The 19,347-nt window shown below is 71.9% G+C and carries 13 protein-coding genes and 2 pseudogenes; 4 read left to right on the top strand and 11 right to left on the bottom strand.

Translation table 11 applies throughout. The annotated features are described in order from the left end of the window. Positions 1 to 41 precede the first annotated feature (41 nt). The 5 genes and pseudogenes from ACFW6P_RS17055 to ACFW6P_RS17035 form a co-directional block, all read right to left on the bottom strand. Positions 42 to 929 (bottom strand): FadR/GntR family transcriptional regulator, encoded by an 888-nt coding sequence (locus tag ACFW6P_RS17055; protein ID WP_386352880.1) that lies wholly within the window; start codon positions 927 to 929, stop codon positions 42 to 44. 161 nt (positions 930 to 1,090) lie between these two features. Then, positions 1,091 to 3,262 carry an ATP-binding cassette domain-containing protein gene (locus ACFW6P_RS17050; protein WP_386424039.1) on the bottom strand — a complete coding sequence of 724 codons (2,172 nt, stop codon included), beginning with the start codon at positions 3,260 to 3,262 and terminating at the stop codon, positions 1,091 to 1,093. Positions 3,263 to 3,395: 133 nt separating this feature from the next. Further along, positions 3,396 to 4,154 carry an NUDIX domain-containing protein gene (locus ACFW6P_RS17045; protein WP_386352874.1) on the bottom strand — a complete coding sequence of 253 codons (759 nt, stop codon included), beginning with the start codon at positions 4,152 to 4,154 and terminating at the stop codon, positions 3,396 to 3,398. Positions 4,155 to 4,284: 130 nt separating this feature from the next. Next, positions 4,285 to 6,201: pseudogene (locus ACFW6P_RS17040) on the bottom strand (glycogen debranching N-terminal domain-containing protein). Between the two features lie 632 nt (positions 6,202 to 6,833). Next, on the bottom strand, positions 6,834 to 8,597 hold the full coding sequence (locus ACFW6P_RS17035; protein ID WP_386352871.1) for a DUF4192 domain-containing protein: 1,764 nt from the start codon (positions 8,595 to 8,597) through the stop codon (positions 6,834 to 6,836). A gap of 139 nt (positions 8,598 to 8,736) precedes the next feature. Between ACFW6P_RS17035 and ACFW6P_RS17030 the strand changes: the two genes are divergently transcribed. Continuing rightward, positions 8,737 to 10,902, top strand: a complete 2,166-nt coding sequence (locus tag ACFW6P_RS17030; protein WP_386352868.1) for a RecQ family ATP-dependent DNA helicase — start codon at positions 8,737 to 8,739, stop codon at positions 10,900 to 10,902. 322 nt (positions 10,903 to 11,224) lie between these two features. Continuing rightward, positions 11,225 to 11,839, top strand: coding sequence for a hypothetical protein (locus ACFW6P_RS17025; protein WP_386352866.1), 615 nt, complete (start codon positions 11,225 to 11,227; stop codon positions 11,837 to 11,839). A gap of 253 nt (positions 11,840 to 12,092) precedes the next feature. Here ACFW6P_RS17025 and ACFW6P_RS17020 read toward each other — a convergent pair whose 3' ends face one another. The 3 genes from ACFW6P_RS17020 to ACFW6P_RS17010 all read right to left on the bottom strand — a co-directional run bounded on the left by ACFW6P_RS17020 (position 12,093) and on the right by ACFW6P_RS17010 (position 14,181). Next, a complete protein-coding gene (locus ACFW6P_RS17020; RefSeq protein WP_386352864.1) occupies positions 12,093 to 12,713 on the bottom strand; it encodes a hypothetical protein in 621 nt (206 codons plus the stop codon). Between the two features lie 67 nt (positions 12,714 to 12,780). Further along, positions 12,781 to 13,482, bottom strand: coding sequence for a ribonuclease HII (locus tag ACFW6P_RS17015; protein ID WP_386352861.1), 702 nt, complete (start codon positions 13,480 to 13,482; stop codon positions 12,781 to 12,783). An 81-nt stretch (positions 13,483 to 13,563) separates the two neighbouring features. Further along, on the bottom strand, positions 13,564 to 14,181 hold the full coding sequence (locus ACFW6P_RS17010; protein ID WP_386352858.1) for a TetR/AcrR family transcriptional regulator: 618 nt from the start codon (positions 14,179 to 14,181) through the stop codon (positions 13,564 to 13,566). A gap of 185 nt (positions 14,182 to 14,366) precedes the next feature. On the opposite strand from ACFW6P_RS17010, the pseudogene ACFW6P_RS17005 reads away from it, so the two are divergent. Beyond that, positions 14,367 to 15,905: pseudogene (locus ACFW6P_RS17005) on the top strand (MFS transporter); the annotation flags it as partial. A gap of 330 nt (positions 15,906 to 16,235) precedes the next feature. On the opposite strand, the gene ACFW6P_RS17000 reads toward ACFW6P_RS17005, so the two are convergent. The 3 genes from ACFW6P_RS17000 to ACFW6P_RS16990 form a co-directional block, all read right to left on the bottom strand. Continuing rightward, the gene (locus ACFW6P_RS17000) at positions 16,236 to 17,141 is read right to left on the bottom strand and encodes an ADP-ribosylglycohydrolase family protein (RefSeq protein ID WP_386352855.1); all 906 of its coding nucleotides are present in this window, start codon (positions 17,139 to 17,141) and stop codon (positions 16,236 to 16,238) included. Positions 17,142 to 17,153: 12 nt separating this feature from the next. Continuing rightward, positions 17,154 to 17,813: a histidine phosphatase family protein gene (locus ACFW6P_RS16995; protein WP_386352853.1), complete on the bottom strand. Its 660-nt coding sequence runs from the start codon at positions 17,811 to 17,813 to the stop codon at positions 17,154 to 17,156. Positions 17,814 to 17,942: 129 nt separating this feature from the next. Further along, on the bottom strand, positions 17,943 to 18,548 hold the full coding sequence (locus ACFW6P_RS16990) for a YdbC family protein (RefSeq protein WP_386352850.1): 606 nt from the start codon (positions 18,546 to 18,548) through the stop codon (positions 17,943 to 17,945). Between the two features lie 154 nt (positions 18,549 to 18,702). Between ACFW6P_RS16990 and ACFW6P_RS16985 the strand changes: the two genes are divergently transcribed. Beyond that, positions 18,703 to 19,236 carry a TerD family protein gene (locus tag ACFW6P_RS16985; RefSeq protein WP_386352847.1) on the top strand — a complete coding sequence of 178 codons (534 nt, stop codon included), beginning with the start codon at positions 18,703 to 18,705 and terminating at the stop codon, positions 19,234 to 19,236. The last annotated feature ends 111 nt before the right edge of the window (positions 19,237 to 19,347 follow it).

The raw sequence follows: 19,347 nt of genomic DNA, 5'->3' as shown, positions 1-19,347 counted from the left end.
AGGGGGTGGTCGCATCCGGCCGCGCCGCGCGCGGAACGCGGTCAGTGCTCGCGCGGGGCGGGCACCACCCGTTCCACCTCCGGATGGACGGTGAGCAGCTGCCGCATGGCCGTCTCGGCCGCCGCCCCGTCGCCCGCCGCGAGGGCGTCGCTGATGCGGCCGTGGTGCGCCAGTGACGCCTCGTTCGGCCGGTCGCAGCCCGTAACCGGGCTGCCCGAGACCTGCAGAGCCGCGGACACGATCCCGGAGAGGTGCTCCAGCATCCGGTTGCCCGCGACCTGGATGAGCAGCGAGTGGAACTCCGAGTCGGCGCGGGAGAAGGTGAGCGCATCACCCTGGGCCATGGCGTGCCCCATGATCTCGACCATGTCCGTCAGGCGCTGCTGGACGTCCTCACGCCCGTGCCCGGCGGCGAGGCGCGCGGCGAGCGGCTCGATCGTCCAGCGCAGCTCGCTGAGCTCACGGCGCTGGTCGTCGCGCTGCGGCCCGAAGGCCCGCCACTCGATGATGTCCGGGTCGAGGAGGTTCCAGTCGCTGACGGGGCGCACCCGCGTGCCGACGTTCGGCCGCGCGCTCACCAGGCCCTTCGCCTCCAGGACGCGGAGCGACTCGCGGACGACGGTGCGCGAGACCTCGAAGCGCTGGCCGATCTCCTCGGGGACCAGCGGGCGGTCGGCACCCAGGTCACCGGAGACGATCATCTGACCCAGTTGCTGGACGAGTTGGCCGTGCAGTCCGCGCCCGCGGCTGCCCGTGGCGCGCCGGCCCACACGGCCCAGCTCAGGCTCCGCGCCGTCCCAGGCAGGGACCCCGACGCGGTCGACGGAGGGCGCCTCGGCGTAGGGGTAGCGGTCGAGTTCGCCCGGGGTCGCGAGGCCGGAGTCAGCGGAGCGGGCGGCGGTCATCATGGTGTGCGCAAGGGTACTCACGCATCCTTTGTCGGCGTCGTCTCCAACTCCCTTGAGGTCTTTGGTGAAAAGCACACGAAAGGGTGATCGCTCACCCCGTCGCAATTGACGCCTTATCGGAAAGAAATGGGCGTTCTGTGGGGAGTTGTGCGCATGGCCGAACGAGGGGTTACGGACAGTCGTCACCTGACCCTGTTGCGCAAGCCGCTGAACAGGTACGCGCAGAGCAGCGTGACCAGGGACAACACCATTGCCCCACCGAAAGGTTGGGAGATCAGGCGCAGCCCCGCCTCCAGGTAGCGCTCCCCTCCGAAGGGCCAGCGCGGCATGAGGGCCTCGCGCAGGCGCATGGGCAGACCCGCCGCGGTTCGTACGTTCGGCCCGCTCAGGAGCTGGTGTACGACGGGCACGACGAGGAGGGGTACGGCGGCCACCGCGGCGAGCCCCGCCGAGGTCGACCGGAACACTCCCGCGGCCAGGACACCCGCCCAGGCGCAGCCCACCACGAGCCCGATCCAACTCGCACTCAGCGGCAACCAGTCGGCGGGAACCCTGGTGAGCTCCGGCCCGTAGACGAGATGGAGCACTTCGGCGTCGCAGCCGACGGTCAGGAGGGCCAGCGCCAGCGCGGCGGCCGAGGAGACCAGCAGTTTGGCGACCAGCAGCCCCAGCCGGCGGGGCACGGTGCCGCGGTCGGCCGCCAGGGCGGGGTGGCGGAACTCGTCACCGAAGGCCAGCGCGCCCAGCAGTCCCGCACCGAGGGCGGCGGGCGGCAGGGGCAGCTCACGCGGCCATGCTGCGAGCAGACGTTGCTGCGGGGTGTGCCCGATACGGGCGAGCACCACGGCGGTCACGGCGGACACGACGAGCACGACGGCCCCGGTGAGGAACCCGGTGCCGATCCCGGCGGCACGCCGGATCTCGTAGCGGAGCGGTCGCAGGGGGCTGGGGGCGGGGCGGACGGAGATCGGCGGCGGGAGCGGGGGCAGGGCGTCGAGGGCGCGCGCGGTGGTGGGGCGGGTGGGGTGAGCCGGGCGGGCCGTACGGATTGGGCGGGTAGGGCGGGCCATGCGGATCGGGCCGGTGTCGGTGTCGGTATCGGAGCCGATGTCGGTATCGGTGTCGGTGTTGCGCGGTGGGTGGTGGGCGTGATTGTGAGCCGGGGGTTCTGCCGGAGAGACCGGGAGGGGCGCGGTTGCGGCGTGCGGCGGGTCGGTGTCAGGGGGATGACCGGCTGCCGGTTCGGCGGACTTGTCGTGGGGGGCGAGGGCGGGCTCTGCCTGCTCGGGGCAGGCCAATGACAGGGGCGACGGCGTGGAAGGGGCCGGCTGTGGGGAGGAGGTCGGAAGCCCCGTGTCGGTCGGCCTTGCGGGGTCGGCGTGCGGTGGCGCGTCGAGGGTGGCACGGGCCTCGGTGACGGCGGGTGCGGGTGGGGCGGCGGCGGGTTCCGCCTCCGCCGGGACGGCCACTCCCGCACCCGGTCCCATGTCACCGATCTCGTCCGCGAGTTGATGGACGACGATGCCGTGGCGGAACGCGACCTCACCGACGTCCGCGCACGTACTGCCGTACACGGAAAGGCGGTTGCCGCCCTCGCGGACGACTTCGACGGAGCGCTGGGCCGTGCGGGCCTGCTTGGCCAGGAGAGCCGCCAGACGGGCCGTGTGCGGGCTGCGTACGGCGACGCGTGGGCGCAGGCGGGTACGCGCGAACTCCGCTGCCTCCTGGTCGGCCACGAGCCTGCCCTGCTCCAGGGTGACGACCCGGTCGGCCGTACGGGCGGCCTCCTTCGGGTCCGCCGTGGTCAGCAGGACTGTGCCGCCCTGGGCGGTGTGTGCGCGGAGCATGCCGTGCAGCCAGGTGCTCTCCCGGGGGGAGAGCCCCTGGGCGGGGTCGTCGAGGACAAGGGTGTGCGGGTCGGCCAGCAGGGCGCAGGCGAGGCCGAGGCGGCGGTCCATGCCGCGCGAGAGGGTGCTGAGGCGTTCGTCGCGCTGGCTCATCAGCCCGACCGCCTCGAGGACTTCGTCGGCGCGCCGGACCGGAACTCCTGCCGCGGCACACAACATGCGCAGATGACCGCGTACCGTGCGGGCCGGATGGCCCGGGACATCTCCCAGCAGCACGCCGACCTCGCGTGAGGGGTGGGCGATGCGGTGCAGGGGGCGGCCGTTGAAGTAGGCGATGCCGCGGCCCTGTTGGAGCTCGAGCATGAGTCTGAGGACCGTCGTCTTTCCGGCGCCCGGTGCTCCGAGCAGTGTGGTCACACGACCCGCTCGCGCCTCGAAGGAAACGTCGTCAGCCGCGGGCGGAAGCTCTTTGCGAGGGTTGCTGGTCAGTCCGAAAGCCTCGATCACCCGCAGCAAGATAGCGCGCTATGTCCGTTTTTCCGGGCACCTGAAGGCCTTACCCCCGCTCCTCGGTGCACCATCTCCGAGCTGCGGACCGGAACGTGGGGAGGCCGCTGCCCGTCCACGCTCCTGTCGGCGGTCACACCTCAGGACGGAGCATCGGGGGGTTGAGCAGGGTCGCTCCGCCGGCCCGGAAGAGCTGTGCGGGGCGGCCGCCCTGGCGGGTGGTCGTCCCACCGGTCGGGACGAGGAAGCCCGGCGTGCCGGTGACCTTGCGGTGGAAGTTGCGCGGGTCGAGCGCCACGCCCCACACCGCCTCGTAGACGCGGCGCAGTTCCCCGACGGTGAACTCGGGCGGGCAGAAGGCCGTCGCCAGCGACGAGTACTCGATCTTCGAACGGGCGCGCTCCACCCCGTCCGCCAGGATCTGCGCGTGGTCGAAGGCCAGCGGCGCGAGCGGCTCGGCGTCGCGTCCGTAACCGCCCTGCTGCAGCAGTTCCTCGACCGGAGCCCAACGGGCGTTGCTGGCGTCACCGCCCGCCCGGGGAGCGGGCAGGTCGGGGGCGAGGGCGAGGTGGGCGACACTGACGACCCGCATCCTGGGGTCCCGCTTGGGATCGCCGTAGGTGGCGAGTTGCTCGAGATGCGCGCCGTTGTCCTGCGCGGGAGCGGCCGGGTCGTGGACCCGCAGCCCCGTCTCCTCGGCCAGCTCGCGTGCCGCGGCCTGCGCCAGGTCCTCGTCGGCCCGGACGAAGCCACCGGGGAGCGCCCAACGCCCCTGGAACGGCGGTTCCCCCCTGCGTACCGCGAGCGCGCACAGGGCATGGCGGCGCACGGTCAGCACGACCAGGTCCACGGTGACGGCGAAGGGGGGAAACGCTGACGGGTCGTAGGGCATGCCGCGATCATAGTCGTCTGCCTGACGATAAACACCTCCATCGCCGGTCGCTTCGCGTGCTGATCCACTTCGATCCGGTATGGGCTCACCGTGCGGTGCCGATGATGCGAAGACGACCTGTGGTGGCAGGTCACACCCCCAGCTGCAATCCATCGGCCGCTTCTTCGACCATGGCGATACCGAGCCGACCGACCCACAGGGAGAAAGGGGCGCAGGCCACTCTCAGCCCCGTGAGGCCGATCTCGCCCAGGGGTGCGCTGCGGACGGGCCGGAGGGTGACCGTCCCCGCCGGGGCGTCGGAGCGGATACCGGCGAGGGCGGTCAGCAGCAGGACTCCGGCGGCCGCAGATGTGGCGGCGGGCCGGCAGCCCGCCGGGTGGGGCAGCGGAGCACTCCCTTCTCTGCGCTGCTCCCCCGCGTACATCTCGGGAAGGCGGTAACCGAAGGTCTCCGCCGCCGCGAGCACGCCGCGCAGCAGTGCGCCCGCCTCCTTCTCGTAGCCGGCGACGGCCGGGCCCGCGACCGCGAGAGCTGTCTCGTGGACCCGTACGGCACCGGTGCGGTGGCCGAACGGATTGAAGCCGGGCTCCTTGGCGCCGAGCCCGCGCAACCCCCAGCCCGAGTCCATGACCGGGTTGCCGAGCAGCCGGGCGAGGCTCTCGGTACGTCCCCTGTCGAGCAGGCCGGGTGCCGTCACTCCCCCACCGAGCAGGCCCGTGTCGAGGAGGTGGACGGTAGCCGAACCAAGGTGGGAGATGGGCCTGCCGTCGGCGGCGCGGGCCAGCCCGGGTCTGCCGCCCCCCGGGTCATCGACCCAGAAGTCCTCCCGGAACGCCGTGCGCAGTTGCTGCGCCCAGTGCCGGAGTGCCGGCCCACCCGTGCGGCCGCAGGCGTCGAGCAGGTCGGCGCCGAGCAGAGCGGCGCGGTGGGCGTGGGCCTGTGTCTCGCAGCGGACGGTCCCGTGGGGGCAAGGGTCGCGCACGTACGTGTCATCGCCCGTGGTGGTGCGCAGCCAGGTCAGGCAGCGTTCGGCGGTGGGCAGCAGTGCTTCCGTCTCCCGGTCGGCCAGGCCCCAGCGGCGGGCCTCGGCGAGCACGGCGGGGAAGAGCAGCGTGGCCTGCGTACCGGAGCACTGCGGCGGCAGATGGGGGCCGGCGTCGCGTCTGGCCCGGGGATCATCCCTGACTGCGGTCCCGTGCCGTGGAGCTGGGTCCGTGCGAGGGTCCGCAGCGTTCCCGCTGCGAGACCGGTCCCGAGGGGCAGCGCCATGCGGGCGGCGGCGAGGGCGTCCGCGGGTGCGAGGCCGCAGCGCCAGGGTGCGCCCGCGGCGAGGTGGGTGTCCGCGGGGCGGGCGGGGTCACGCAACAGGAGCGCCTGGAGATCCTCGATGCCCGTCCTGAGCAGGAGCGGGACTCTCGGGTCGTCCCCTTCCGCGCGGGCCTCCGCGACCGGGCTGGTCGCCGCGCGCCCGGCGGCACGGAGGGGTCCGGGGCCGTCAGGCCGCACTCGCAGCTCCACGCTGTTGCTTCCGCCAGGCGGCAGGTCGATCTCCCACCGCATCAGCCCGGCCGAGGCCAACTTCCGATGGTGCCGGGTCGGCCGTGACGGTGGCGTTGCCGGTGGCGCCGACCCAGCGCAGGCCGGAGCCGTGGACGGTGGCGGGGAGTTCTGGTCCCGCGTTGCCGGAGGCGATGGCCCCGAGGTCGGCGAGGTCCGTGCCGAGGGCCACCTCGACCGGCAGCCGCAGCGGGCACGGGGCGCAGTTGTGCAGTGTGATCCGCTCCGTGCCGTCCGCGCACCGGTTGCGTTCCACGATCACATCCGGATCCGGGCCGGTCCGGGGGAAGACGCAGAGCGTGCCCACGAACCGGGCGCGGTCGGCCGCGGCCATCCGGGCCTGCACGGCGAGGGGGTCCCGTCCGGCGACCCGGATCTCGCACCGGGAGAGCACACGGCGGCCCGCCCGGTAGAAGCCCTCCAGCCCCCGGCCGGTCATCTGCCCCGCCTCCGTGGAGATGGCGAGGCCGGGGAGGGCGACGCAGATCATCGCGGTGTGGGTGGGCGGCAGATCGGCGGACCAGCGCAGTCCGGGGATTGTGGCGCCTCGGGAAGGAGGCGCGGACGTGTGTCCCGTGCGCATCGGAGTCCGGCCTTGCGTCGAGTGTGGGGTCGGCGATACGTGGTCCGGCGCCCACACGGGTCGACGGCTCTGACTCGTCGACCGAGCGGAGGAACGGCCCGAGCCGGGGGACGATGCCGGGCACGACTCCGGACCCGGGGGCGGCGCAGCGTGTGCGGCAGGAGGAGGGCCTTCGAGGAACCTGGGGCCGAAGCCTTCGATGCGAGCCTCCGGCATCGACGGGGTGTCCGGGGCACCGGACCGGGGTACAGCGGCTCCGGACAGCTCCGGGTGTGTTCCGCTGGGTGGCGGGGTCCCACCCCGAGCATGCCGCACATCGGCGGTTGTGGAGGGCAACGTCGGCTGGTGCATGGGAGGGCTTCCTCTGCGCTCTGTACGCCTCGACAGGGTTCGGTGCCGGTGGCGGAGGGCTCCGATGGGGCAGCGCCGGTGCGGCGTCGCGGCCCGTCCGAGCGTTCCGCCACTCAGGTGAACGGTGTGGCCCCGCTCCGGGTCACGCCGGTGGCCCGGCCCGTCGTGCGCCCGAGTCACACGAATCCTCACTCCTCCCCTTCCGTGGCACGGCCGGTCCACAAGCCCTGCTGACCGGTGTGGGGGCGCTGCCGTGCCGCCTTGGCCGAGGTGCGCGCACGCGGACCGCCGGTGCGTGGGTCGCCGACCCTGGAGACGTTCGCCGCTGTCCCGCGGCCGGGGCGCGTAGTGGCGTCCGCGGCACCGGCAGGGCGTGCGGGCCCCGTCGGCATCCTCCGGGCAGACGTGTGGGTGTTCAGGTCGCGGTCAGTGATGCGGCTTCGGCCGTCGGCGGCCCCGAGAGCATCAGCGGGGTCACCGGCGGACCGGGGCCGGCGTCGGCGGCGTGACGATGTCGCCGCCGGTGAGGCCGTGGGAGCCTGCGGCGCGGTCGCAGCGTCGTCGCCGTCGGCTCCAGCCACCGGCCTGTGCGCCTTCCCTTCCCGATCCGAGGCCGGTTCCGCCCCCGTGACGGCCCGCTCAACCTGGGCACCCGGGGTGACGGCCTCCCTGCGGGGCCGTTCCTGCTGTTCCGTCCGCAGGCACGTGCGGACGGATTCGGGGTCGAGTCCCTCGTTGCAGGCCTGGTGCAGCAACCGCGCGAAGAGGTAATCGGGATCCGCGCCCAGGGCCATGGCCAGTGCTTCCCGGGCCTCCAGTTCGTCACCCGTGGACCAGGCGACCCAGCCGGCGAGTGTCAGTGGAGCGGCGGCGTGCTCGCCGTAGGGTCCGACGCAGCGGCGGGCCAGTGACCGCCAGAGGCGCAAGGCGAGTCCGGCCTCGTCGCCCTCCATCCACTCGGCCGCACGATCCCGGGTCGCGCGGTCCTGGAGGCCGAGGACGATCCGGGCGGCCTCGTCGTGTCCGATCAGGTCGTCGTCGCGGAGATCGGCCAGGAGGACGCCGGAAGCGGGCTGCGCCTCGGCCAAGCGGCCGAGGATCCGTGCGGCCAGTGCGAGCGTCTCGTCGGCGACCTCGACGCGGCCGGCCGCGTCGAGGATCCTCGGGACCAGCTCCATGCTCGCGGCGTCCAGGGCGGTCTCCTGCTCGAGCGCTGCGGCGCTCTCCCAGGGCTGCAGCCTGGCTCGCAACTCTCGCAGCGTGCCACGGACCTGGATACCGGCGTAGGTGGCCGCCGCTGCGAGCACGGATGTGCCCGGCAGGCCCATGGGGGCTCCCTCGGTTGAGCAGCATGCCCGGTTGTCACAGCAGTAGGACCAGTAGCGCCCCTCAGAGATGCACAAGGCCTCGACGACGACCACGTCCTGGGAGCCGCATTCGACGCGCAGCCTCTGCGCCAGCGGCCTCAACCGCTCCATGACCTGGCGGCCGGTCTGGCCCTTCTCCGGCTCCTGGCACAGGAAGGCCACCATCGACTCGGGCCGGGATCCTCGGCGCTCGCTGCCCTTGATCAGGCCGTGGGCGAGTTGCCGGGCCGCGGAGGGCCAGTCGTCCGCGTGCGCGGGGATCCCGAGACGGGCCCGGCCACCGAACCGGCCGCGTCCGTCCTTGTCGTGCAGGGCTACCAGCACGATGCTGTCCTCGGGCCGGTAGCCGAGGAGGTACGGCAAGGCGTCGGCCAGCTCGGCGGGGGTGCGCAGGGTCACCTGGTGCTCGCCGCAGTAGCCGTTGCCTGCGGGGGCGGGAACATGCATGCCGGTCGGGTCGCTTTCCTGCTTCTCGCGTCCGTCGTCCTTGTGCGCGTGGGGCGTTCCCTGGTGCGCTTGGGGTGCCCCGGACCCGGTGATGTCGCCGTTTTCGGGGGATCCAGTCGTTTCGCTGCGATTCGTCATGCGGAGACGATCTCGCGGAATTCATAGCTCCGCTTTGCTCTGTGGATAACTTCGATCAGGAACACGTCACCCGTCGGATGCGGCCCCGTTGTCCACAGGCGGGACCCCGCTGTCGGTCGCGTCCTGTTGTATGGAGCGCATGGAGCACATCAGCAACGCGGATCTCCGGGCGGCGGCCGATGTCGTCCTCGCCCGTCTCGTCGGGGACGACTCGGGAGGGGCCCGGCTGCGCGAGGACCAATGGCGGGCGATCGAGGCACTGGTCGCGGACAGACGCCGGGCCCTCGTCGTGCAGCGCACGGGCTGGGGCAAGTCCGCGGTGTACTTCGTGGCGACCTCGCTGCTGCGGACACGGGGCAGCGGTCCGACCGTGATCGTGTCCCCGCTGCTCGCGCTCATGCGGAATCAGGTCGATGCGGCGGCCCGGGCCGGCATCCACGCCCGGACCATCAACTCCTCCAACACCGAGGAGTGGGAGGCCGTCCAGGACGAGATCGCCGCGGGTGAGGTCGACGTCCTGCTCGTCAGCCCCGAGCGGCTGAACAACCCCGACTTCCGGGACCAGGTGCTGCCCCGCCTGGCGGCCGCCACCGGGCTCCTCGTGGTGGACGAGGCCCACTGCATCTCGGACTGGGGCCACGATTTCCGGCCGGACTACCGCCGCCTGCGCACGATGCTCGCCGATCTGCCACCCGGCGTGCCGGTGCTCGCCACCACCGCCACGGCCAACGCGCGGGTGACGGCCGACGTGGCGGAGCAGCTCGGCACCGGCGGCGGCTCGGACGCCCTCGTCCTGCGGGGACCGCTGGACCGGGACAGCCTGAGTCTGAGCGTGCTGCGGCTGCCGGACGCCGCTCACCGGATGGCCTGGCTCGCCGAGCACCTCGACGACTTGCCGGGCTCAGGGATCATCTACACGCTCACCGTGGCCGGTGCCGAGGAGGTCACCGCCTTCCTCCGCCAGCGCGGGCACGTCGTCGCCTCGTACACGGGCAAGACGGAGAACGCCGACCGCCAGCAGGCCGAGGAGGACCTGCTCGCCAACAAAGTCAAGGCGCTGGTCGCCACCTCCGCCCTCGGGATGGGCTTCGACAAGCCCGACCTGGGTTTCGTGGTGCACCTCGGCTCGCCCTCCTCGCCCATCGCGTACTACCAGCAGGTCGGCCGCGCGGGACGAGGTGTGGAGCACGCCGAGGTGCTGCTGCTCCCCGGCAAGGAGGACGAGGCGATCTGGAAGTACTTCGCATCGCTCGCCTTCCCCTCCGAAGACCTGGTGCGCCGCACCCTCGACATCCTGGCGCACGCGGAGAAGCCCCTCTCGCTGCCTGCTCTGGAACCCCTGGTGGAGCTGCGCCGCTCCCGTCTGGAGACGATGCTGAAGGTCCTCGACGTGGACGGAGCCGTCAAGCGGGTCAAGGGCGGCTGGATCGCGACCGGGCAGCCGTGGACGTACGACGCCGAGCGGTACGCGTGGGTGGCGCGGCAGCGTGAGGCCGAGCAGCAGGCCATGCGCGAGTACGCCTCGACGGCCGACTGCCGCATGGAGTTCCTGCAGCGCCGGCTGGACGACGAGGCGGCCAAGCCATGCGGCCGCTGCGACAACTGCGCGGGGCCGCGCTTCACCGCCGACACCTCCGACGCCGCGCTCGACGCCGCGCGCGTGGACCTGGGCCGCGCGGGTGTCGAGGTGGAGCCCCGGCGGATGTGGCCGACCGGTCTCCCGGCGATCGGAGTGGAGCTCAAGGGACGCATCCCGGCCGGTGAACTGGCCTCGACCGGGCGTGCCTTGGGACGTCTGACGGACATCGGCTGGGGCAACCGCCTGCGCCCCATGCTCGCGCCCCAGGCTCCCGACGAACCGGTCCCGGACGATGTCGCGAAAGCCGTGGTGAGCGTGCTCGCGGACTGGGCCAAGGGTCCCGGCGGCTGGGCCTCGGGCGCACCGGACGCCGCGCCCCGCCCGGTCGGCGTGGTCACCGTGGCCTCCCGTACCCGGCCCCGGCTGATCCACTCACTGGGCGCGCGCATCGCCGAGATCGGCCGACTGCCGCTGCTGGGCAGCGTCGAGTACACGGACGACGCGCACACCGGCCCCCGCAGCAACAGCGCCCAGCGGCTGAAGGCGCTCGACGGCGCGCTGACAGTGCCGCCCGTCCTGTCGTCCGCCCTGGCCGAGGCCCAGGGTCCTGTGCTCCTCGTGGACGACTACACGGACACCGGCTGGACCCTCGCGGTGGCTGCCCGGCTGCTCCGAGGAAGCGGTGCGCAGGGGGTGTTGCCGCTGGTGCTGGCGGTACAGGGCTGACCACAGGCCGCCTGTTTCGGGCCATGAGGCACCGGCCCGTCCCGCACGCCCCTGGACGCCGCGCCTCCCCGTGGCGTATGAACGTGTCTGGCTCGAACGCCCCAGGGGCGTTCCGGCGGCACATCGGGTGGGGATATTGGCCGCGCATCATCTGATAACGGTCGGCTGCCTCAATTGCTCGTTGCCGCATTCAGGTTCGACAGGAACAATTGAGATCCGCTCCCGCACGGACAGCCAGCCGCTCCGGCAGGGCTTCGCTGCGGTGTGCGCTCCCAGGAATCCATCCCGCCCGCAGTGTGGGCGCGTAGCCGAAGGGAGGACCGTGACCTTCGGATTCGCTCCGGCCTCGGCAGCGGCGTCGACGTCCACTGCTTCCGCCAACCGCTTGCTCGAACCCGCGGAATGGGCCGCCGCCGGGATCCCACTGCTGCGCAACCCCCGCGAGGTGGTCAGCGGACTGCACGCCCGGCACCATCCGCAGCCGGCCACCGCCGTCATCGCCGTGCTCGACCCGGACGAACGGTTGCGGGCGAGCGCTTCGTTCGTCCGCCGCCCGGCCCCGGCCGACGGCTGGATGTTCCGCAATGTGCTGCTGGCGCAGCTGCGCCGGGTCATCCCGCACGACCTGCGGCGCCGCACACCGGTGCGTACGGCGGTCCTGCTCTACTGCCGTGAGGGCGACGCCCGCTGGACGGAGGAGGACGGCGCCTGGATGTGGGGGCTGCGCGACGCGTGCACCCTGCATGGGCTGCGCTGCGGGGCGTACATCACGCTGACGCGTGACGGCTGGCAGGTCTTGGGCGAGGGCCGCGGCGGACGCCGCCCCCACTCGGCCTCGGCGCCGGAGCCGTTCGAGACGTCGGAGGCGCCACCGCCGCCCCCGCGCACCGGTGGCGCCACCTCCGAGATACTGCGCCGCGCGGCCGCCGCACGCTGAGGCACCGGACAGCGCGTTCCGCACACGGGAACCGGGGCCGCCCCGAAGCGCACAGCACGCCACGCTCCCACCGGGAACAGTCGGCGCAGGCACCGCGACGAACGCCCCGGCACCGCGGATCGAAGACGGCCTCCACCGGGCTGACGCCACGGGGTCCCGCTGTGCGGCCACGCCGGACCGCCCCCTGTGCACAGCCGCCGACGCGGCACCTGAAGTCATCCCCCAGCGCACGGGTGGGCGCTACGGCAGCGGCTCAGACACCCGCACCCAGCACCGAGTTGATCCGCTGCGGATCACCGCAGACGATCAGCAGGGCGTCGGCCCGTGAGCGGGCCAGGGGCAAGGCTTTCGCGGCCGCGTCCTCGGGACCGCCGTTGACGGCGACCACGACGACCGGGCGCGACGCCGCGCGGGCCGCGACGGTGACGTCCGTGTAGAAGACGTCGTCACGGGCGTCGTGCTGCGCCCAGTAGGAGGCTTCGCCGAAGGACAGCTCGTGGGTGGCCCACGGGTGCTGTTCGCCGGTGGTGATCACCAGGACGTCGCCAGGGGCACGACCGGAGTCCAGGAGCAGGTCCACGGCCTCTTCGGCGGCGTCGAGCGCGCCTTCGGCGGAAGCCGGGATCAACTGGACCTGTGGGGTAGCCGGAGCGGCGGCGGGGCCCGAAGGACCGGGCTGGGCGGCCAGCTCACGCGGCGTGCGCTGAACCGGTGACGCGGGCCGGAGAGGGCCGGGACGACCGGGACGCGACGAAGCCGCGGAACGGGGACCGGGTACGGGACGAGGGGTCGGCGCGGAGCGGCCGGTGGCCGGAGTGGCGCGGGGACCCTGGGCACTCTCGTGAATCTGAGGCTCCTCGGGAATGAGAGGCATGGGTTGATGTCTATCAAACGTTGGTACGGCCCGCGTCAGCGGGTGGCACATGAGTGCGAACGAACGGTCAGAAATCGAAGCCCAGCTGACCCTCGATCTCCGGAACGCCCGCGCCCGCCAAGCTGCGGACCTTCTTGAGGTGCCGCCACCGGGGCAGCGCATCAAGATACGCCCACGACAAGCGGTGGTAGGGGGTGGGGCCCCGTGCCGCCAGTGCGGCCTTGTGCACGGGTGAGGGATACCCGGCGTTGTCCGCAAAACCGAAGTCTGCATGGTCGATACCCAGTTCGGCCATCATTTTGTCGCGCTGAACCTTGGCGATCACCGAGGCCGCGGCGACCGCCACGCACGACTGGTCACCCTTGATGACCGTACGGACCTGCCAGGGCGCCCCGAGATAGTCGTGCTTGCCGTCGAGGATGACGGCGTCCGGACGGACCGGCAGGGCTTCCAGCGCCCGCCCGGCGGCCAGGCGCAGCGCGGCCGTCATGCCCAGGTCGTCTATCTCCTCGGGGGAGGCATGCCCCAGGGCATACGACGTCACCCACTGCCGCAACTCCTCGGCGAGCTGGGTGCGCCGCTTGACGGTGAGCAGCTTCGAGTCCGTGAGGCCCTCGGGCGGCCGGCGCAGTCCGGTGATCGCCGCGCAGACGGTGACGGGACCGGCCCACGCACCGCGCCCCACCTCGTCGACACCTGCAACGATCTTCGCTCCGGTCGTGGCGCGAAGGGAGCGCTCGACGGTGTGAGTAGGCGGTTCGTACGGCATGGCGTCCCTAGATTACGCCGCCCTCCACCGCCCGCGACACCCTGGCCCGCCTCCACGAGGTCGCTCCCCCACCAGCCCGTGTCAGCCGCTCTCCGGGCGCAGCAGCGGGACCATCAACTGGTCGATCATCTCCTCGACTTCTTGATCCTTCCATTCGCAGCCGCACATACTGGAGCGGTACATCATCATGGCCGGGATGGCATCGAAGACGTATCCGTTGGCCGCGTCCGCGCGGACCTCACCTCGCTTGATCCCAAGCTCGATGACCTCCCGGAGCATCCTGATCGTCGGCTCCACGACGCCCTCGAAGATCACGGCATGGAAGCACTCCGCCTGCGTCGTGTCACATTCGTGAATGACCGAGCGAAGGGCGACACCAGGGCGGGAGAACATCGCGTCGCGGGCCCCCAGACACAGCGCCAAGAGGTCCTGACGGACTCCGCCTTCGTCCGGCACCACGTCGAACTGCGGCAGCCCGGCGCGCAGCGCGTCGGCGACCAGGTCCCCCTTGGAAGGCCAACGCCGGTAGACCGCCGCCTTTCCGGTCTGGGCGCCGGCGGCGACGCCTTCCACCGTCGAGCCGTTCCAGCCGACGGTGCTGAGTTGGTCCAGGGCGGCGTCAAGGATCGCGCGTTCGAGCACGGCGCCGCGACGGCGGGCCGTCTGAGCGGGGGCGTCCGCCCAGCTCGGGGTAGCCATCGGACTCCCCATCGAGCTGAGGAAGCGGGATTTCCGGGGATGGGGGCATGTCCGTCGGCACCCCAGGGGGACGTGCGGAGCCACGCCATCTTTTAGTGAACGATTGCGTTCATTGTCGGGGGCTCAGCACCCTGGGCGCAGCAGTGAACGCCAGCGTTCACTAAAGCTCTCGTGGGGGACCCACTGTGACAACCTCTCCATTGCTCCAGGATCACAAGCCGCGTGCGGCACGCCGGGAGGGACGACCAGGTATCGCGCTCACGGTCATCGCGGCCTGCCAACTCATGGTCGTACTCGACGCGACGATTGTGAACACCGCACTCCCGCACATTCAAGAAGCGCTCCGGTTCAGCACGACCGACCTCACCTGGGTCGTCAGCTCCTACACACGCACCTTCGGCCGTCTGCTGCTCCTCGGCGGCCGCGCCGGGGACATCCTCGGCCGCCGTCGGGTCTTCATGACCGGCACCCTGCTGTTCACCTTCGCCTCGCTGCTCGGCGGGCTCGCCCAGGAACCGTGGCGGCTGCTGGCCGCGCGAGTCCTGCAGGGTGTGGGAGGCGCGATCGCGTCGCCCACCTCTCTGGCCCTCATCACCACCGCGCTCCCCGAGGGCCCTGACCGGGCCTTCGGCGTCTTCGCCGCCGTGCCCGCGGGCGGTGGCGCCATGGGCCTGCTCGCGGGCGGCATGCTCACGGAGTGGCTGGACCGCGCTGGGTGCTCTTCGTGAACGTGCCGATCGGCGTGCTGATCGCCGTCCTCACCCCGCTCTACATCGGCGAGTCCCAACGCCACAACGGTCGCTTCGACATCGCGGGCGCGGTGGCCTCGACCGCGGGTACGGCGTCCCTCGTCTACGGCTTCATCCGCGCCGCCGACGAGGGATGGCGGGACAGCCTCACCATCGGGTCCTTCTGCGCCGCGGTGATGCTGCTGGTCGCCTTCGCGGTCATCGAGTCGCGGGCCAAGGAACCGATCACCCCGCTGCGGATGTTCGCCGACCGGAACCGCTCGGGCACCTACGTGATCATGCTGAGTCTGGCCGCGGCGATGTTCGGCATGTTTTCTCCTGCATCGTGCTGTTCGTGCAGAACGTGCTCGGCTGCAGCCCCATCCAGGCCGGGCTCGCCTTCCTGCCCGTGACGGTGCTCATCGCGCTCGGCGCGGGGCTGTCGCAGCGGTTCCTTCCGGTGCTGGGACCCAAGCCGTTCGCGCTCGTGGGCTCGGCGCTCGCCATGATCGGACTGGCCTGGCAGGCACTATCAGCGCCGACAGCTCGTACGCCGGCGGTGCCCTCGGCCCGATGCCGGTCTTCGGCTTCGGCATGGGACTGCACTTCGTGACTCTGACGCTCACGGCCGTCTCCGGCGTCGCCCAGCACGAGGCCGGTGCCGCGTCCGGACTGCTCAACGCCACGCAGCAGGTGGGCGGGTCGCTGGGGCTGTCCATTCTGACGACCGTGTTCGGCACCGCGACCAAGGAGGAGGCGGAGAAACAGCTTCCACGGTTCATGGCCGAAGGCTCCGCGGAACAGAAGGCGGAGTTCGCCACCACGCGGCAACCGCCCGCGCCGTGGGGGCACGAGGTGCTGGCCCAGGGCGTCTCCACGGCCTTCGTGCCGGCCGCGGCGATGGCCGTCCTCGCCCTGGTCACGGCCTGGCTGGTCATCCGGGTCCGCAAGAGCGACCTGGAGGCGCTCTCCGGCTCGGCCGGGCCCGGACTCGGCTGCCCCGGAGGCGCATTGAATCGGCCCCGGCAGCGCGTGGGCGGGCACGACACATACCCGCCGGCACCCGCCGGACCGGCTCCTCGCCTTCCGCACGCACCCCTCACGACGGGCGAAAGCTCCCCACCAGTGGATCAGGGCCTTCGGAACGGCGTACAAGGTCCGCATCGGCCACCCCCAGCGTCCTTGGCTCTCCGCTCGTGGCACCGTCCGTGCATACGGCCTTACGGCTCGCACGGCGGACGTCTCGACCGCACGGGCGGTCACGCAGAGCCCCCGGTGCGCACGGAGAGTTCCGATCGACTCGCGATCGGTGGCGAACGTGGTCCCCTATACCACCCTGGGCACCCACTCCGGGAGTGCTTCGGTCCGCTCCACCCACTCGGCGGGCGGTGTCCCCGCCTTCCCCGAGGCGATCACCCCGCCGACGATGGCGCAGGTGGTGTCGACGTCCCCGCCCACCTGGGCGGTCGTCCAGAACGCCTGCTGGTAGTCACCGAGGCTTCGCGCGGCCGACCACAGGGCGAAGGGCACGGTGTCGTGGGCGGTCGTGCGCCGCCCGCATCCCAGGACCGCCGCGACCGTGGCCGCGTCGCCGTAGTCGAGCATGTCCCGGGCCCGGCGCAGCCCCGCGCCGACCGCGCTCTTGGGCACCAGGTCGATGACCCCGTCGAGGAGGGCTTCGGCACCCGGCGGACCGCCCGGGGCGGCGGCGAAGGCCGCGGCCGCGGCGACGGCCATGGCGCCGACTACGGCCTCACGGTGCTGGTGGGTGGTGTAAGCGGAGATCTCCGCCTGGTGGGTCGCCTGCTCCGGAGCGTCCGCGTACCAGGCGCCCAGCGGGGCGATCCGCATCGCTGCCCCGTTGCCCCAGGACCCCTGCCCGTTGAAGAGGGCGGCGGCGAGTTCGCGCCAGTCGCCGCCGTCCCGGACCAGCCGCAGCAGGCGGTTGACGGCGGGGCCGTAGCCCCGGTCGAAGTCGTGGTGCTCGGCGAAGGAGTGGGCGAGGGCATCCTGGTCGATGCGGTGGTGGGCGGCCAGGACGGCGACGACGGAACCGGCCATCTCCGTGTCGTCGGTCCACTGCCAGGGCCCGTTCGGGATCTCGCGGCGCTTGAGCAGAGGGTAGTTCACCGGGACGAAGTACTGAGAGCCCAGGGCGTCCCCGACGGACAGTCCGCGCAGGGCTGCCAGGGCGCGGTCCAGGCGGGCGTCGGGGGAGAAGTCAGCGGTCATCGCCCTGCCACTCTATCCGGTGACCCCGTACTGTTCGGGATCTCGCCAGCGGTCGAACGGCCGGTCCAGTGAGTACTTGCCGTCGTCTCCGAGAACGAGCATCCGGACCTCCCCGTTCCCGGGGTTGGACAGCGACTCGAACTCCGCCACCGTCCAGTGGAACCACCGCATGCAGAACAGCCGCATGGCCAGACCGTGGGTCACGATGAGGACGTTCGGCGGGTGGTCGGGGTCCTCGAAACTGCGGAACAGGCTCTCCAGGAAGCCGCCGACCCGGTCGTAGACGTCGGCGCCGGACTCGCCCTGCGCGAACCGGTAGAAGAAGTGGCCGTACGCGTCCCGGTAGGCCTTCTGCAGGCGGACCTCGTCGCGGTCCTGCCAGTTGCCCCAGTCCTGCTCGCGCAGCCGGGGCTCCTCGCGTACCCGTATGAGCCCGGGGTCGAGGTGGAAGTGGCGCAGGGTCTCGTGCGTACGGCGGTACGGGGAGACGTAGACGCTGACGCGCTCGTTCCCGAACAGCTCGCGCAGCTTCTCCCCCGCCGCCTCCGCCTGCCGCTTTCCGCGCTCCGTGAGCGCCAGGGCGTGGTCGGGTTCACGCTCGTACACGGAGTCATCAACATTGCCCGTTGACTCGCCGTGCCGGACAAGGACGATGCGCCGTGGTCGTGCCATGCCAAAACCCTAGATCGGGTGAGGGCCCGTCGAGCACCCGGACCGTACGCATACAGCGTAGGTCACACAGATCCCGCACTACGGATCACAAATGTCCGGCTCGCGGTCGCACCCGCGCACGGACGGCGATCACACGGTCCAGCTTGTCTCCATGTCCACGACATCACCGGTGAGAGCAGCCACATCGGCCTCCGTCTGGGCCCGCAGAGCAAGCCGTTCCACCCGCTCGGTGCGGTATTTGCCGTGCTCGGCGGCCGACCGCCACATCGACAGCACCAGGTACTCGTTCCCGGGCGCCTCGCCGAACAGCCCGCGCACCATGCCGGGCGAGCCGGCCATCGCCGGGTTCCACACCTTCTCCTGCATCAGCACGAAGTGCTCGGCCCGTTCCTCGTGGACTCGGCAGAGCGCCACCCGGAGCAGGTCCGCGTCCGCGAAGCGCGGTTCGAAGCCGGTCTTCACGTCGAAGCGGTAGTCGAAGAGCCTGACCTGGGCGTCCTTGAACGTGCCCGACTGGGCGGACGCGAGCCGGTCGTGGGAGCGCGCCATGAAGGAGTCGTAGAAGGCACGGCTCTCCCAGAACGCGAAGATGTGCGCCACGCCCGGTCGGCTCCGGCTCCAGCCACCCCCCTGCCCGCGAAACCCCGGCTCCCCCAGAAGCCCCGCCCACTTCCGCTGCCCCCGCTCGAACCGACGGCGGTCCACCACGGTGCAGCGAATCCACTTGACCAGCACCGCGCCATGGTAAGGCCAGCGGGGGTGGCACCGGTCATTGTCGGCTGGACCGCTCCTCCCCGCGCGCACCCGCACACGTGGCAGGATGGACAAACAGTCGTGAGCGCCGGGCAGTTGGGGCGAACGGGCGGGACGGACGGGGAAGGGGACTTGGGTGGACGGGCTCAACAAGGGGCTGCGCAAGGTCGAGATCGCGGTGCGGTGGGATCCCAGTTCGGCGGGGCAGCCGTCCACCGACCTGGATCTCGTCGCGGCGACCTATCCGGCGGACGACCCGTACGGCGACCCGGCGTACGTGGTGCACTTCGACAGCCGATCCCCCGACGGCACCATCTATCTGAACCGGGACAGCAAGGACGGACAGGGCTTCGGCTTCGACGAGGTGATGACCCTGGAGCTGCACCGGCTCGACGCCCGCTACGCGCGCGTGGTGGTCGGTGTCGTCATCCAGCAGCGCCCGGCCGAACGCACCTTCGTCAGCGTGGTCAACCCCGGTCTGCGGATCCGCGAGGGGTACGACGTCCTGGCCGAGGACGACTTCGGCGGGGTCCTGGCGGCGACCGCGACCACCGTCGCGGAGTTCGCCCGGGACGGCTCCGGACCGTGGTCCTTCCGCCCCGGCCTGCGCGGATTCGAGGGCGACCCGGTGGACTTCACCAGGACGATGGGCACCGCGCAGCGGCCGTGAGCCCTCAGGCTCCGGACGGTGAGTGAGGAGCTGCCCCGCCGGCCGGAGCCCGTGACCACGAGAGGGGCACCGCCCGAAGGCGGTGCCCCTCCGTCATCCGGTCAGGCGCTC

It is taken from the genome of Streptomyces sp. NPDC058741 (genome assembly GCF_042746715.1).
Lineage (GTDB): Bacteria > Actinomycetota > Actinomycetes > Streptomycetales > Streptomycetaceae > Streptomyces.
This window is presented reverse-complemented; position numbering and strand designations above follow the sequence as displayed.

What these genes read in the sequence shown, in the direction of transcription:
- ACFW6P_RS17045 (WP_386352874.1), bottom strand. Translation starts at nt 4,154, where the DNA reads ATGCCCTACGACCCGTCAGCGTTTCCCCCCTTCGCCGTCACCGTGGAC.
- ACFW6P_RS17035 (WP_386352871.1), bottom strand. Translation starts at nt 8,597, where the DNA reads ATGACGAATCGCAGCGAAACGACTGGATCCCCCGAAAACGGCGACATC.
- ACFW6P_RS17030 (WP_386352868.1), top strand. Translation starts at nt 8,737, where the DNA reads ATGGAGCACATCAGCAACGCGGATCTCCGGGCGGCGGCCGATGTCGTC.
- ACFW6P_RS17020 (WP_386352864.1), bottom strand. Translation starts at nt 12,713, where the DNA reads ATGCCTCTCATTCCCGAGGAGCCTCAGATTCACGAGAGTGCCCAGGGT.
- ACFW6P_RS17015 (WP_386352861.1), bottom strand. Translation starts at nt 13,482, where the DNA reads ATGCCGTACGAACCGCCTACTCACACCGTCGAGCGCTCCCTTCGCGCC.
- ACFW6P_RS17010 (WP_386352858.1), bottom strand. Translation starts at nt 14,181, where the DNA reads ATGGCTACCCCGAGCTGGGCGGACGCCCCCGCTCAGACGGCCCGCCGT.
- ACFW6P_RS17000 (WP_386352855.1), bottom strand. Translation starts at nt 17,141, where the DNA reads ATGACCGCTGACTTCTCCCCCGACGCCCGCCTGGACCGCGCCCTGGCA.
- ACFW6P_RS16995 (WP_386352853.1), bottom strand. Translation starts at nt 17,813, where the DNA reads ATGGCACGACCACGGCGCATCGTCCTTGTCCGGCACGGCGAGTCAACG.